The 16598-nt window shown below is 44.4% G+C and carries 10 protein-coding genes; 7 read left to right on the top strand and 3 right to left on the bottom strand.

Annotation, left to right across the window (positions count from 1 at the left end; genetic code table 11):
* Window positions 1-82 precede the first annotated feature (82 nt).
* The 6 genes from OCV24_RS16870 (at window position 83) to OCV24_RS16845 (ending at window position 5704) form a co-directional block, all read left to right on the top strand.
* Entirely contained in the window at window positions 83-478 is a 396-nt protein-coding gene (locus tag OCV24_RS16870; protein ID WP_017057880.1) for a DUF3302 domain-containing protein, read from the top strand.
* A complete protein-coding gene (locus tag OCV24_RS16865; RefSeq protein WP_017057879.1) occupies window positions 478-1608 on the top strand; it encodes an HlyD family secretion protein in 1131 nt (376 codons plus the stop codon). Before OCV24_RS16870 ends, OCV24_RS16865 begins: the two co-directional genes overlap by 1 nt.
* 326 nt (window positions 1609-1934) lie before the next feature.
* Window positions 1935-2483 carry an ECF-type riboflavin transporter substrate-binding protein gene (locus OCV24_RS16860; RefSeq protein ID WP_046223195.1) on the top strand — a complete coding sequence of 183 codons (549 nt, stop codon included), beginning with the start codon at window positions 1935-1937 and terminating at the stop codon, window positions 2481-2483.
* A 6-nt stretch (window positions 2484-2489) separates the two neighbouring features.
* Complete coding sequence (locus OCV24_RS16855) at window positions 2490-4184, top strand: ABC transporter ATP-binding protein (RefSeq protein WP_136998337.1); 1695 nt, start codon at window positions 2490-2492, stop codon at window positions 4182-4184.
* Entirely contained in the window at window positions 4181-5020 is an 840-nt protein-coding gene (locus OCV24_RS16850; RefSeq protein ID WP_136998336.1) for an energy-coupling factor transporter transmembrane component T family protein, read from the top strand. The genes OCV24_RS16855 and OCV24_RS16850 overlap by 4 nt, the downstream gene beginning before the upstream one ends.
* A 213-nt stretch (window positions 5021-5233) precedes the next feature.
* The gene (locus tag OCV24_RS16845) at window positions 5234-5704 is read left to right on the top strand and encodes a TetR/AcrR family transcriptional regulator (RefSeq protein ID WP_046223198.1); all 471 of its coding nucleotides are present in this window, start codon (window positions 5234-5236) and stop codon (window positions 5702-5704) included.
* An 80-nt stretch (window positions 5705-5784) separates the two neighbouring features.
* On the opposite strand, the gene glgB is transcribed toward OCV24_RS16845, so the two are convergent.
* The 3 genes from glgB to OCV24_RS16830 all read right to left on the bottom strand — a co-directional run bounded on the left by glgB (window position 5785) and on the right by OCV24_RS16830 (window position 12965).
* A complete protein-coding gene (gene glgB, locus OCV24_RS16840) occupies window positions 5785-7965 on the bottom strand; it encodes a 1,4-alpha-glucan branching protein GlgB (RefSeq protein WP_150877493.1) in 2181 nt (726 codons plus the stop codon).
* Window positions 7966-8141: 176 nt separating this feature from the next.
* A complete protein-coding gene (gene malQ, locus OCV24_RS16835) occupies window positions 8142-10322 on the bottom strand; it encodes a 4-alpha-glucanotransferase (RefSeq protein ID WP_146449056.1) in 2181 nt (726 codons plus the stop codon).
* 189 nt (window positions 10323-10511) lie between these two features.
* Window positions 10512-12965 (bottom strand): glycogen/starch/alpha-glucan phosphorylase, encoded by a 2454-nt coding sequence (locus OCV24_RS16830; protein WP_150877495.1) that lies wholly within the window; start codon window positions 12963-12965, stop codon window positions 10512-10514.
* A 568-nt stretch (window positions 12966-13533) separates the two neighbouring features.
* Here OCV24_RS16830 and malT point away from each other — a divergent pair.
* A complete protein-coding gene (gene malT / locus OCV24_RS16825) occupies window positions 13534-16242 on the top strand; it encodes an HTH-type transcriptional regulator MalT (protein ID WP_077681269.1) in 2709 nt (902 codons plus the stop codon).
* Window positions 16243-16598 lie beyond the last annotated feature (356 nt).

Here is a 16598-nt window from a genome sequence, read left to right as displayed (position 1 = left end):
TTGGTAAATCATTTCTATAACAATTACTTGGATCATAGCGTAATATATTTATAACTAATATCTATCATTGGAAGGATCTGTTATGTTTTTAGACTACTTTGCACTAGGTTTACTTGTATTCGTAGCATTAGTAATCTTTTACGGCATCATCGTTATTCACGATATTCCTTATGAAATAGCAAAAGAACGTAACCACCCTCATCAAGATGCTATTCACGTCTCTGGTTGGGTTAGCCTATTCACCTTACATGCAATATGGCCGTTTCTCTGGATTTGGGCCACTCTATGGCGCAAAGATCGTGGTTGGGGCTTCGCTAAGCTTGAAGAAGAACAGCACGACATTCATCATCGCGTCGATATTCTCATCGATCAAGTGAGTACCCTTCAGGAAGAAATCGTACAACTCAAGCAAGCGAGTACAAAGCAAAGCAGTCTAGAGAAAGAGACAAATAACGTTCAAGATCAGGAGGCTAAATAATGGATTTACTGCTGATAATGACCTATGCGGCACTTTGTATCACCATATTCAAAGTATTTAAGATCCCGCTAAACAAGTGGACTGTACCAACGGCTGTTCTTGGTGGTGTTATCATCATTGGTACTTTGATCCTGCTGATGAACTACAACCACCCTTTCACGCAAATTGGTAACCAAGTTTACTCAACAACGCCAGTCGTTTCAGGCGTTAGGGGCAAAGTTATCGAAGTGCCTGTAAAGGCAAACAAGCCTCTTAAACAAGGGGATATACTTTTCAAAATCGATCCTGTTCCATTCGAAGCTGAAGTCGCAAGATTAGAGGCTAAAGTAAAAGAAGCAAGCCAAGGTGCTCTTGGGATGGAATCAGAAGTAGCCGAAGCAGAGGCCGCAAGAATCAAAGCGATAGCAGAGAGAGATAAAGCCCAGCGTGAATTCTCTCGTTATAAGCGTGGTTATGACAGCGGGGCCTTTACCGAGCAACAACTCGACACTCGCAGGCAAGCGTACAAGGCATCGGAAGCTGCGGTAAAAGTGGCCAACGCTAGCCTAGAACAAACAAAAATAGCCTTAGATTCTGAAATAGGTGGCGAGAACACAGCCGTTTTAAGCTTGTTAGCTGAATTGCGCAAAGCTAAGTTCGACCTTGAGCAAACCGTAGTTAGAGCACCAACCGATGGTTACGTGACTCAATTAGCTCTCCGCCCTGGCGTAATGTCAGTCCCGCTGCCTCTCGCTCCAGTTATGACTTTTGTTCATACCGAAGATAAATTCTATACCGCAGCATTCAGACAAAATTCATTACAACGTCTAAAGCCTGGCTACGAAGCTGAATTTTTATTCAGAGCGCTACCAGGGAAAGTCTTTAAAGGACGTATTGACGAAGTAATTCCAGCAATTGGAGAGAGTCAATTCCAAGCCAGAGGCGCACTATTAGGTACTGATGCCCTACGCACTAACGGCCGTGTATTTGTTAAGTTATCCATAACGGACGATCTGTCGGAATACCACTTGCCTATGGGTACCGCGGTTGAGGTTGCTGTTTATTCAGACAGCTTCACTCACGTGTCTATCATGCGTAAGGTCCTTATTCGCATGAAGAGCTGGCAGAATTATTTATACCTAGATCACTAAGTCACTGCTCTCTAGGTCACTAAATTAACGGCACTTGGCCCTCAAGTGGACCTAACATATTGTTAATATAAGTAAAAAAGCCGGACCTGTTCTGGCTTTTTTGTTGCTCAATTAACCGTAAAATCACGCATTTTTTATGATATTTGGGCGTTCAGACGGAATTTTAGACATCTAGACACTTACCTTCCCTTATGGAAGGATTCTACTGTATAATGCGCGCCTTATTTTTCATATTTGCCTAAAAAACGTTCTCATTGAGACGCATATTAATAATGGCGAATATTCGTTCTTTATCATGCTTTATCTTTCAGTATTCGAGGTTATCTATGAACTTTTCAGCGAAAACAGTCGTCGTTATCGCCATTGGCGCGGCACTGTACGGCATTGGTGGTCTACCTATGTTTGGTGTCCCAGTGTTTGCTAACACGACATTGAAACCAGCAATGGCAGTCCTAGCACTGTTTTCTGTTTTGTTCGGCCCGATTGTTGGCTTCCTGGTTGGTTTTATCGGTCACTGGGTAACAGACTTATTCGCAGGTTGGGGCGTATGGCTAACGTGGGTATTAGGTTCAGGTATCGTAGGGTTGGTTATTGGTCTATTCCCTATGATGACTAAAAACCGTCTTCAAAAAGGCGAACTACCAATGAAAGATTTCGCGCTATTTGTCGTGCTTGCTCTCGCAGGTAACGTTGTCGGCTACGGCTGTTCCGCATTCCTAGATACCATTCTATACGCAGAACCGTTTACCAAAGTCTTTACTCAACTGTCTATCATCGCAGCGGGTAATACCGTTCTGATCGCAGTTGTTGGCTTCCTGATCCTAAAATCAGTCGCTAAGCGTAACAAACAAAGCCGTAACCTGACTGAGGCATAGGCGATAATGACTATAGCATTTTCGAACTTCTCTTTTAGATATGAGTCGCTGGATAAACCGACGCTAAAAAATATCAATCTAAGGATAGAGAAAGGAGAGAAAATCGTCATTATTGGACCAAGTGGTAGTGGTAAATCTACCCTAGGCCAGTGTCTGAATGGTTTGATACCTCATGCTATTAAAGGTGAGGTCACCGGTTCTTTAGAGATCAACGGCAATAACATCTCTGAATTTTCAATGCACGACTATACCGAGCAAATCGGCACGGTATTGCAAGATACGGACAGCCAATTTGTGGGTTTAAGTATCGGCGAAGACATCGCATTCGCATTGGAAAACCAGCTGATGTCGAACATAGATATGTATCCGTTGGTTAAGTCGACAGCAAAAATGGTCGACTTGGTGGATATGCTTGATCGTTCTCCACATGACCTTTCTGGTGGTCAAAAACAACGAGTATCGTTAGCGGGTATCTTAGTTGATGATGTCGATATCTTACTGTTTGATGAGCCTTTAGCAAGCCTTGACCCTAAAACAGGCAAGGCAACGATTGAGATCATCGACCAACTTCATAAAGAAACCAACAAGACTATTGTGATTATCGAACACCGCCTTGAGGATGTTCTGCATCGCGATATTGATCGTGTGATCTTAATGGAACGCGGCGAAATCGTTGCCGACATGACACCCGATGAAATCTTGGCTTCTGAACTGCTTGAGACACACGGTATTCGTGAGCCGCTTTACCTATCAGCACTTAAAGCAGCCAAAGCACCTTTAACAAGCGAAGACAAGCTGTCCAACCTAAAAGCTTTGGATTACAAAAGGTTCCGTCCTGCGGTTCAAGATTGGTTTGCAAAGCGCCCTGCCCCGATAGCAGAGAAGCAATACACTCCCTTACTCGAAGTTCATGGACTAACTTACTCTTATGACGGTGATAAAAACGCACTCGAAGATGTCAGCTTTAAGATTGGCAAGGGTGAGTTTGTTTCAATACTGGGTAAAAACGGCTCCGGTAAATCGACCATTACCAAGATTATCATGGGTGTGATTGACGCGGATTCTGGCTCTTCGTATCTGAACGGCGAAGACTTATCTGAGCTTTCCATCTTCGAAAGAAGTCAGAAAGTCGGTGTGGTAATGCAGAACCCAAACCATATGATCTCGCATCATATGATTTTTGACGAGGTTGCATTTGGCCTTCGTAACCGTGGCGTTACAGAAGACGAAATAAAAGAGAAAGTAGAAAACGTTCTTGAGCTTTGTGGCTTGAGCAAATTCCGCCACTGGCCAATCGAAGCACTGAGCTACGGCCAGAAAAAGCGCGTTACAATTGCGTCTATCTTGGTTCTAGAACCAGAACTTCTGATCTTAGATGAGCCGACCGCTGGTCAAGATTACCGGAACTACACATCGATGCTGGCGTTTATTCAAAAACTCAACCGCGACTTGGGAATCACCGTTGTGATCATTTCACACGATATGCATCTCGTTCTAGAGTACACCACACGCTCAATCGTGATTGCCGACAGCAAGCTGATTGCCAATGCCGCGATGACGGAAGTATTCAGTCAGCCATCACTTCTAGAACGCGCAAACCTATGTACCACTAGCATTTATGAACTCGCGACTATGATGAAAATCGACGACACTAATGCATTTATGCAGTACTTCATCGACTACGAGAGAAGCGCTCAATGAATGCATCAAAAGTAAAATTCGGCATCAATTATATTGATACCAAATCTCCGCTACACGATCTAAATGGCATCACCAAGTTTGCGTTGTTTTTAGCTTGGGTAACCGTTGTACTTACAACGTTCGATCTCAGACTCATCGTTGTTTTGATCCTGACGGGCTTATATCTATTAAAGCTCACCAATGTGCCAATGCGCGTATATAAGCCTTTGTTAGTGGGTACGGCGAGTGTATTAAGCCTAAATGCTTTGTTCATGTACCTGCTTGCGCCGCAGCAGGGTACTGAACTTATCGGCAGTGAAACGCTATTACTGACGCTTCCTGGCAATTACTCATTGAGCCAAGAGACCCTGTTTTACTTAGTCACTGTGACGCTCAAATACATGAGCATGTTCCCGATAGCGTTGATTTTTGTCTTCACAACGCATCCGACTGAGTTTGCAGCTAGCCTCAACCGTATGGGTGTTCCCTACAAGATCGCCTACGCGGTGAGCTTAACACTGCGTTACTTGCCAGAAGTTAAAAAAGACTTCATCAATATCATGCATGCTCAACAGGCTCGTGGTGTAGAGCTTTCAAAGAAGGCTCCCCTAATTACTCGAATCAAAAATGTGGCTAAGGTTCTAGGCCCGCTTATTTTCTCTAGCTTGGACCGCGCAGACGAAATTTCAAATGCGATGACGTTACGAGGCTTTGGCAGACACAAAGATCGAACTTGGTATAGCTACGCACCTTTGCAGCGTGTTGACTTCATTTGTCTCGCTGTCATTACATTAGTAGTGGTAGTCGCTATCGCAAAGCGAGTGCTCGAAGAGCAACTGTTTTGGTACCCTTTCTAGGCTCGTACAACAATATAAAATATTAATGCCTCCCTAAAGGCCGTTTGATAAAGCGGTCTTTTTTAAATAAACAATAAATTAGTCTAAAATATGTATTAATTATATTTTTTTATACGCGATTTTTTGTTTTTTTAAGGTCTATGGTTCGAGATTTTGTTAACATCCATTTTCCGTAATTTCTATACAGAATGTCACACCTAATATAGGTTTGTAATGGCTCGAATAACTCAACTACAGAAAATAGAAAACCAAAAGAAATACAACAATATTGTATTACAGCTGTTTCTATCTGAAGGACACGAAGCGCTCACCTATGCAAGGATTGCTCAAGAAACGGGCGTTAGCCTCACAACTTTACAGGGATATTTTCCTTCAACACGTGCAATAAGAGCTGTTCTACACGAACATGTTTTGTCTATTATGATGGCACCTTTAGATTTCTCTACGAAGTCTGCATTCTATGACTCTTGGAAAGCAGCGTTGAATGACAAGCCATTCAAAAACGCTATCAAGCTTATGTTTTTCCATGCCTCACAGAACCCAGCTTCTGAAGAGCTTAACCTACAGGTTAATGGCGTATTTCGTCACAAAATGATGGAAAGTTTTGGTGAAGATACTCAACAAATCATTGAGATCGTTTTAGGTAGATCCCTTCTACAACTAACGAACCTTAGAGCACCGTAAGAAAGAGTTTTTAAGCAGTAAAAATGGGAGACTAGTGCTCCCATTCTTTATTTTAACCGCTGGTTAATTTCACTTATAGGCTAATTGAGCTTGTAGAAAATCGTCGATAACGGTGGTAGGCGTAGCTCGATCGATGTGTCTAAGCCTTCGCTTTCTACGGATTCAATTTCAGCAGTCTGCTTCACTTCAAAACCACTACCAGCGTAATCAGTCGAGTCCGTATTCAACAATAGTGAGTACTTGCCTTGTGCTGGAACACCTAAACGGAAGTGCTCATGAGGAACAGGGGTAAAGTTAGATACCACCAAGACACGCTCACCAGACTCACTAATACGTTCATGAGCTAAGACACTTGCTTCTGCAGAGTCTTGAAGACGCCACTCAAATCCTTTCGGGTCAAAATCAAGGTCGTGCATAGCGGCTTCAGAGCGGTATAAGTTGTTCAAATCTTTGGTCAAGCGCTGAACACCTTGATGGCGATCATAATCTAGCAAAAACCATTGCAGCTGGTCATCATGGTTCCATTCCGCCGTCTGGCCAAATTCAGTTCCCATGAAATTCAATTTCTTACCCGGCTGTGCGTACATGTAGCCCATGTAAGCGCGTAAGTTAGCCGTTTGCTGCCATTCATCACCAGGCATCTTGTTATGGATAGAGCCTTTACCGTAAACCACCTCATCGTGAGACAGAGGCAATACGTAGTTCTCACTATGTGCGTAAACCAATGGGAACGTAATTGTATTGTGGTGGTATTTACGGTTGATTGGATCTTCTTGGATGTAAGACAAACTATCGTGCATCCAACCCATATTCCACTTAAAGCCAAAGCCTAAGCCGCCCATAAAAGTTGGGGCTGAAACACCAGGGAAAGCTGTTGATTCCTCAGCTATCGTCATCGCATTTGGGAAGTGTTTGTAAACTTCTTCGTTCATCCACTTCAGCGTTGCGATAGCGTCGTAGTTTTCGTTACCACCATCCACATTTGGAATCCATTGGTCATGACTGCGCGAGTAATCGAGGTAGAGCATTGAAGCGACGGCATCAACACGAATGCCATCAATGTGGAATTGCTCGAACCAGTAGAGAGCATTAGAAACTAAGAAGCGACGTACATGTTCACGACCTAAATCATAGATGTACGAGTTCCAATCTTGGTGCCAGCCGCGGCGAGGATCCGGGTCATGGAACAACGGCGTACCATCGAAGTTTTCTAAGCCATGATCATCACTTGGGAAGTGAGCTGGAACCCAATCAAGTACCACACCAAGACCTGCTTGGTGACATTGGTCTACGAAGTATTTAAAGTCATCTGGTGAGCCAAAACGGCTCGTTGGTGCAAATAGACCTACTGGCTGATAGCCCCAAGAGCCATAAAATGGGTGCTCTGAAACTGGCATCAATTCAACGTGCGTGTAACCAAGATCCGTTAGGTATGGAATCAGCTCTGCAGCTAGCTCACGGTAATTTAAGAATTCACCGTCAGCGTTCCGCTTCCAAGAACCAGCATGTAATTCATAGAATGAAAGCGCTTCTTTACGCTTTTGCGTGACTGGGCGATTCTGCCATTGAGTATCTTGCCACTCGTAACGAGCGTGATCATAAGTCACAGATGAGAACGATGGGTATTGTTCGGAGTAGAAACCCCATGGGTCAGCTTTGTGTGGTAAGCCTTCGCCATTTGGTCCTTTTAATTCAAATTTGTATTGAGCGCCCTCTTCCAGTTCAGGAATGAATAGGCCCCACATACCGTAGTCCAGACGTTGCATTGGGTGACGACGACCATCCCAAGCGTTGAAGTTTCCCACCAAGCTTGCCGCTGTAGCATGCGGAGCGTACACCAAGAAACGCGTACCTGAAATCGTCTGTCCATCACGCTCTAGCGTAATAAACTGAGCCCCCATGTGATGATACATATCTTTCGGTGTATGAAGATCTTCATAACTTGCGTACAGATCATGGTACTGGTACGGATCATCGATGATCTGCTCGACTCCAGCCCAATCAACTGCAAGCTTATAGTGAGTAAAGCGTAAGTCTCTTTTCTGCTTAAGAATGAAACCACTTTCACCCTCTCGCGCTAACTCTATACGAGGTTCCTTTCCAACAATCAACTCGACTTTATCTGCCCCAGGAATCCATACACGTAATGCTCCTTGATTAGAAGGTAAGTATGGCCCTAAAAATGCAAATGGGTCTGTGAAGCAAGCCTGTGATAGTTGGGCATATATTTGTTTTTGCTTTGAAATAGAACTTAGTTCCAAAACGCTTCTCCCTAACCAAACATCCAAAAAAATATAATACAAAAATGCCCGCTATTAGTGCGGGCAATATAACGACTATTTATTCTACCAGATGAGCATTGATCATTGAGTGACCGAGGTTATAGTTTCGTACGGCGTAAGCAAAAAACCACGTATATTCAAGTCACTCAATACCACTACTTAGCTGCTTTCTCTCGAACATCTGTCAGCTTAGAAGCAATACGGTTTACCCCTTCGTGAGCAAAGATTTCGTCCAAGTTCATTGATAATTTACGACGCCAGTTAGGGTACTCATCTACAGTGCCAGGAATGTTGACTGGCTTGTCCATCTCTAACCAATCTTCTAGTTGAACACTTAGTAATGTTGAACCACCAGCCGCAACGTGCAGTTGAAGTGCTTCCGCAAGGTACGAGTCCATCGGTACTTGGCTTGCATCGCGGCCAACACCTTCAGGTAGGAAACCATGCCATGCCACCGAATCTAAGATCCCTTGTTTGCACTCTAGACGGTCATCGAACAGAGTTTCTAGCTGTGCTGCATCTGGGTATAGACCAATATCTTGACCCATCTTCAAGTCATCACAGTGCCAGAAGCCACGTAGTGTTGGCATATCGTGCGTACACAGTGCCGCCATTGATTGTGATGCATAATGTTTTGGTGAAATGAAACCACCATCTTCTTCTGATGTTTCAAAGAAAAATACTTTGTAAGAGTGCACACCAGCATCTGCTAGGATGTCGACGATCTCATCTGGAACTGTACCTAAATCTTCACCGATAACGCTACATTGATAACGGTGGGATTCAAGCGCCAGAATCGACAGCATATCTTGCACTGGGTAGTAGATGTACGCACCTTTCGTTGCGTTTTCACCTTTTGGAATCCACCACAAACGCAATAAACCTAGCACGTGGTCAATACGCAGCGCACCACAGTGTTTCATGTTTGCACGAAGCAACTTAATGTATGCATCGTAGCTTGTCTCTTGAAGCACTTCAGGGTTCAGTGGTGGTAATCCCCAGTTTTGGCCTAAAGGACCAAGAATATCTGGTGGAGCACCAATGCTTGCATCCATCACTAGATTGCCTTGATCAGCCCAAGTCTCGCTGCCTGAATCCGCAACGCCTACCGCAAGATCTCGGTATAAGCCAACGGCCATGCCTTTCTCTTCAGCAAGCGATTGAACATCGTTGATTTGACAATCTGCTAACCATTGCAGGTACATGTAAAGATGTACCTGATCTAAGTTATCTTTGATGTACTTCTGTGTCGCTGGGCTGTCGAATGTACGGTACTTCTCAGGAAATACCGGCCATCCCCACATGCCAGAGTCTTCAGTATGCAATTCCCCATGCAGAGCATCAAACGCCGCCTGATGCATCAAGCTATCGCCGCCCTCTTCCACAAAAGCTAGGAAGGCTTGAGCACGGTCACTGTTCTTATCTAGATGGCGAGTCTTAAATTCTGCGAATAACAGAGGCAAGATGCCCATCTTCAGTTCAGACACCTCGGTGTAATTCACCCAATGCGCTTCACGCACTTTTTGTAGGCGTTGTTGGAACTCTGCGCTGCCTACAGTCTGTTGTGCTTCTGCACTTAGTGCGAATTCAGGTACTGAACTCACATCAATGTATAGGATGTTCAACCAGCGACGAGAAGACGGGCTATATGGGCTCGCACCTTCAGGGTTTGCAGGGAACAATGAGTGAATTGGGTTTAGACCAACGAAATCACCACCGCGAGAAGCGATATCCGCAACAAGCTGTTTTAGGTCACCGAAATCACCAATACCCCAGTTGTGCTGAGTTCTGAGTGTGTAAAGTTGAACGCTTGGGCCCCAAAGCTTTTTGCCTTGCTCGATTGGTGACTGCTTGAAACACGCTTTTGGCGTAATAATCAGTGTCATCTCATAAGGCTTCTTACGGCGCTTACGGCTTACAATTAACTTGTGGTACCCCCATGCCAAATCACTTGGCAATTCAAACACTAAAGGGCCACCTTCTGCACGCTCATCACGAATGACTTGAGATTGAAGATAGCCTTCGAGTACCTCTCCTTGCTCGGTTTCTAGACGCCAGTTGAACTCGCTCTCACGAGCACTAACACCTAAATTCAGCGCCACTTCTACTGGCTCACCGTCACGCAATACAAGAACTGGGTTTAGTACATCTTTTTTGTGTTTTCTTTCTGCTGACTTTAATAGTGCATCATCGCTGCTTGTATCGTAGCCCAATGAAGCCAATAGAGACGTAATAGTATCGTCTGATACTTGTGCTTCATCGCCCCACGCACTAACGTAACTATCGGCAATATTTGCCATTTCTGCGATTTGTTTTAATACGTTTTGTTCTTTCATCGCTCTCTCCGAAAACGCCTTAACGCTTTCAATTTTTGTAGGGTTGTTTATTTAATTTGTTACTGATCAATTAGCTTGTGACAATCAGTTTGTAAGCGACCAGTTTATAAACAAAAAATGCCTCAACCATCTATTTGCCCACAAGCTAATTGAGCCAAGGCAGAAACTGCCTTGGCTACTTTAGAAGTATTAACGGTTAACCGCTTTAAGTTTCCAGATGTTGTTCACGTAGTCGCGAATAGAGCGGTCTGATGTGAACTTACCAACCAATGCTGTGTTAAGAATCGCTTTCTTAGCCCAACCTGCTTGGTCTTTATATTGCGCGCTCATGTCTTCGTGCGCTTTCACATAAGATGCGAAGTCAGCAAGACATAGGTAAGGGTCACCACCGTCTAGCAGGCTATCAAACGTTGCACATAGAAGGCCTGGCTGGCCCGGAGTGAACTCATCGCCAGTCAATAAGTCTAGAGATGCTTTCAGTAGTGGATCTGCATTGTAGTAATCGTATGGGTTGTAACCCTGAGCTTTCAATGCCACAACACCGTCAACGTCTAGGCCGAAGATGTAGATGTTTTCATCACCCACTTCTTCACGAATTTCAACGTTTGCACCATCCATCGTACCGATAGTTAGCGCGCCGTTTAGAGCCATCTTCATGTTGCCCGTACCCGATGCTTCTTTACCAGCCAGTGAGATTTGCTGAGAAACGTCTGCTGCAGGGATGATGATTTCAGCCATGCTTACACGGTAGTCAGGGATGAATACCACTTTAAGCTTGTTACCGATGCGAGGATCGTTGTTGATCTTCTCTGCAATCTTGTTAACCGCGAAGATGATCTCTTTCGCTAGGTGGTAACCCGGCGCTGCTTTCGCGGCAAAGAAACATACGCGTGGCTCACATTCGAAACCAGGTTCGTTAAGAATACGGTGGTACAGAGATAGAATGTGTAGTAAATCTAGGTGCTGGCGCTTGTATTCGTGCAGACGTTTAATTTGAACGTCAAAGATAGCGTTAGTATCTAGCTCGATACCCATGTTCTCTTGAACCCAATCAGCAAGACGCTGTTTGTTTTCTTTCTTAACCGCCATGAATTCTTTCTGGAATTTCGCGTCTGTTGCAAACTTAGCGATGCCTTCTAGCTGCTCAAGTTTTGCTGGCCATTCAGTACCGATCTTACCAGTAATTAGCTTAGATAGGCCTGGGTTACAGAACTTCAGCCAACGACGTGGCGTGATGCCGTTCGTTACGTTAGTCAGTTTGCCTGGGAAGATTTCGTTGAACTCTGGGAACAAGTCTTTCTTAACCAATTGTGAATGAAGTGCTGCTACACCGTTTACTTTGTAAGAACCAATTACACATAGGTTTGCCATGCGAACCATGCGGTGGAAACCTTCTTGGATGATAGAAAGCTTCGCTTGCTTCTCGCCATCACCAGGCCACATCTTGCGAACTTCTTGCATGAAGCGGTGGTTGATTTCAAAGATGATTTCCATGTGACGAGGAAGAAGACGATTGATCAAAGATTCAGACCAAGTCTCTAAAGCTTCTGGAAGTAACGTGTGGTTCGTGTAAGCGAACGTATGAGCACTGATTTCCCATGCTTGATCCCAAGATAGACCTTTCTCGTCGATCAAAATGCGCATTAGTTCAGGGATCGCGATCGTTGGGTGCGTATCGTTCAGTTGAATCGTTTCTTGCTTCGGCAGATCTTCTAGAGAGAAACCTGTTGCTTCGTGGCGACGTAGAATATCGCGAACAGACGCTGCTGAGTGGAAGTACTGCTGCATTAGACGCAGAGTCTTACCTTTCTCGTGGTTGTCGTTCGGGTAAAGTACTTTAGTGATGTTGCCTGCATCGATTAGCGAGTGTTGCGCTTCGAAGTAATCACCGTTGTTAAAGCTTGCTAGTGAGAATGGTGCAATTGCCTGACATTCCCAAAGACGCAGCGGGTAAACCGTGTTTGACTCGTAACCTACGATAGGTAGATCCCAAGGCATTGCTTTTACTTCCATACCTGGAACCCAAGTACGTACTTCTTTACCGTCAATGAATTCAACGTCTACATGACCGTAAAAACCAATGTGCTGTGCTAGTTCTGGACGAGCGACTTCCCATGGGTAACCTTCAACACCACGCCATGCGTCTGGTGATTCTTGTTGGCGACCGTTTTGAAAAGACTGTTTGAATAGGCCGTATTCATAGTGAAGACCGTAGCCTACTGTTGGGTATTCTTGAGCGGCACAAGAATCCATGAAACAAGCAGCTAGTCGACCAAGACCACCATTACCTAATGACGGGTCGCGTTCTTCTTCTAGAAGGTCAGTTAGGTTTTGACCTAGCTCTTCCATTGCATGAGTGATCTGTTCGTATAGACCCATGCTGATCAAGTTGTTACCTGTTAGACGACCAATCAAAAACTCTAGTGATAGGTAGTTAACGCTCTTCGCGTTCTTAATTTTTTCGTCATTTTCAGTAGCTAGCAGGTCAAAGGTTGTCAATTCTGCTAACGCGCGGCCCATTGCTAGGTACCATGCACGGCTATCTGCGTTTTCAATTGTTGTTGCGTAGGTCGCAGACAAATGCTTCTTAACGCTCTCTTGGAACGACACTTTATCGAAAGTTTTTTGCTGAGTTGGTTTCATTTCAGAAATCTCGCTTTTAATAGTTCTAATTCATCTATGACATATCGTGCATGGTCACCATAAACTAAACATCCTCCCGGCCTTACAACTAACTAGGAGTAGATTAGAGGGCGTAGGGGGCGTACCGAGATTTGGTTAGTGATCTGACTCTCATGTTCTGAGTTAGAACAAAATCTTGGAGTGACCAAGATCACAAGCTCCCGTCGGATAACTTAACTTCAATTGATGTAACTTTTATTTACGTCTCTAAAAGTCATTGCTAAATCTGATATTCAGATCACGAAATTTGTTTAGCATCTCATTCTTTTACAGAGAAACCGGTGTAAGAGAAGGAGAAGTCACATTCACAAACCGCACCTAAGGTGACTTAAATCACAAATAAAGGGCGTAGAACATCAAAAACATGCAGGAGTGCAAGGTTTCTGTGGAGGATCATAGTCGGTATCGTTTCGCTTCACGTACCATAAACGAAGACTTAAGTAATTAGGCTAATGTCATTGGACAAGCACTCAACAATAGATTGGGATAATCCAGAACATAAGCCACGAAATAGGTGAAAAACTTCGATATGTGGATCCCTTCAAAACTGACCCGTCCCGGCCGCTTACACAATGCGATTCTACGACCTAGGGTTCTCGATCTGCTTCAGAACGCAGATTGTTACAAGCTGGTGCTATTTCGCTCCCCAGCAGGGTATGGCAAAACCACAATGGCCGCGCAATGGCTAGTAGATAAGCCTAATGTGGGTTGGTACAGCATTGATGATAGTGACAACGATCCATTTCGCTTTATTAACTATCTATTGCAATCACTCAATAAAGCGACTCAAAATATCTGTCCTAATGCCCAAAAGCTGGCAGAGAAAAGACAGTTTTCATCGCTGCATTCGTTATTAAGTGAAGTTTTCGCAGAAATGTCTGAGTTCCATCATGAATGTTTCCTTGTGTTGGACGACTACCACTTGGTTAACAATGATGACATTCATGAAGCAATGCGCTTTTTCCTCAAACATATGCCCGACAACCTGACGCTCGTTGTAACCAGCCGAGGAACACCACCACTCGGTACCGCCAACCTGCGCGTACGTGACTTAATGATAGAGCTAGGTAACGATTCACTGGCTTTTGATACTGAAGAGACCACGCGCTTTTTCAACCAACGCGTAGCCGATGGCATTGATGACATCACAGCAGACAGCATTTGTACTTATGTAGAGGGTTGGCCTTCTGCCTTGCAACTTATAGCGCTGCAAGCCCAACATCAAAAACGTACTCTAGCGCAATCAGCGGAGTCGTTCTCACACTTTAACCATGCTCATCTTTGGGACTATTTGGTGGAAGAAGTGTTCGACTTGTTAGACAAAGAAACTCGACAATTCTTAATGCAGTGCTCTGTGCTTGATCACTTCAACGACGAGCTAGTATGTGCACTCACTCAACGTGAAGACGCGCTCGGTATGATCGAGTCACTCAATCGATTTGGCCTGTTCATCTACCCTCTTGAAGGTGAGAAAAACTGGTACCGCTTCCATAACCTATTTGGTGAATTTCTCGCGCACGAACGCCAAGCACGAATTCCGCAACAAGAAGCTGAATTGCATCGAAGTGCGGCTAAAGCTTGGATCAAACAGAAAACGCCTCATCAAGCTCTTCGACATGCACAGCGTGCTGACGACCCACAATTGATTGTTCAGATCTTAAGTGATCACGGATGGCAGATGTTCAACCAAGGTGAGCTCTCTTCATTAGAGATGGCGATCAAGCAACTGACACCTGACCAACTTTACAGTGAACCTAAACTGTCAATGTTGCGCGCATGGCTGGCACAAAGTCAGCATCGATATGATCAAGTAGGCACCTTGCTGGAAGAAGCCGAAGCGCAATATCAAGCTCGAAATATTGAGCTTGATACTCAACAACAAGGGCAGTACAACTCCCTGCGTGCGCAAGTAGCCATCAACAGTAATGAACCTGAAAAAGCGCTAGAATTAGCCGAACTTTCATTAAGTCAACTAAATACAACGGTATACCGTAGCCGTATAGTAGCGACCTCTGTTGTTGGTGAAGTGAACCATGTTATGGGCAACCTTAGCCGTGCGCTACCGATGATGCAGCAAACAGAAAAACTCGCACGTCAGTATCAAGTTTACCATCAGGCGCTGTGGGCAATTCTGCAACAGAGTGAAATATTAATTGCTCAAGGTTATGTTCAGGCTGCATTTGAGCTGCAAGACAGTGCATTTAAATTGATTGAAGAACACCAACTGCAATATGTGCCACTGCATGAATTTTTACTGCGAGTTAGAGCTCAGATTTTTTGGTGTTGGAATCGATTAGATGAAGCAGAAGAGTGTTGTTATAAGGGCTTAGATATTCTTGGCCATCACGCACCAAGTAAGCACTTACATAGCTACTCAATGCTGGCTCGAATCTCATTGAGTCGGGGAGAAATTGATAAAGCGTCTAAGTTTATTGACCAGATTCAGCACTTGTTGCGCCAATCAACTTACCACGTAGATTGGACGGCGAATGCCTCACTGTCTCTGATCTTGTTCTGGCAAGTAAAAGGCAATAAAGACGCCATCCGTGACTGGTTGAGCGTTGCTGTTCGTCCTGAATCAGCAAGCAACCACTTTTGTCAACTTCAATGGCGGAACATCGTGCGTGCTCACATCATCCTTGAGCAGTATGAAGAAGCGGAACAAGCGCTAACCTTCTTGAAAAGCGAAGCCCAGCGTTCACACCTGATTACGGACACCAACAGAAATTTGATCGTCGAAGCCGTGTTACGCACACAACTCAACGATGAAGACAGTGCTCGTGTACTACTAGAAGAAGCCCTGCACATGACCAACCAAACCGGTATGGTCGGTAACTTCTTAGTCGATGGTGGCACTATAGGGCATATCTTGGACAAGCTGAGTAACAAACCTGGCTTGGGTGATTTAGAACGTCACCGAGCCCAACAGATCATGAAAGATATCTCGACGACCCAACGCAGCCGTTCGGTTCACTTTGACGAAGACTTTGTGGAGAATCTGGTTAATCATCCGAATATTCCAGAACTGGTACGCACCAGCCCACTTACACAACGTGAATGGCAGGTACTTGGTCTTATCTACTCGGGGTTCAGTAATGAACAGATCGCTCAAGAACTTGATGTTGCAGGCACGACTATCAAAACTCACATCCGTAACCTTTACCAAAAGCTAAACATTGCCAACCGTAAAGAAGCCATTAGCACAGCAGAAAATTTGTTGCAGTTGATGGGATATTAAAACGGATTCAAGATTCGAGATTCGAGATTCGAGATTCGAGATTCGAAAAAAGCATAAGCTGGTCACCCATGGTGGCTGGCTTTTTTTCGCTTGGAGAATGAGGGGTAACCGATAAAAAACTAGAGATAGCCAAACGACAGACAAAAAAATAGCCAACCGCAATAATCGCGATTGGCTCTATATATTTGTGAACAAATCAAAAGTTCACTAACAACGTCAGTTGGCTAGGTGACCCTCGGCTTAAGAAGGGTCAAGTTTATTAATGCAGTTAGCGTGCCAACTTTAATTCAGCGTTTTATAAGCTCTAAATCTCATAAAAGCCTCTAATTCAACATACTAGTTGCAAAGTGCATTTG

It is taken from the genome of Vibrio kanaloae (assembly GCF_024347535.1).
Taxonomy (GTDB): domain Bacteria; phylum Pseudomonadota; class Gammaproteobacteria; order Enterobacterales; family Vibrionaceae; genus Vibrio; species Vibrio kanaloae.
Note: the sequence above shows the minus strand (reverse complement) of the source record. Positions and strands in the feature narration are given on the sequence as shown.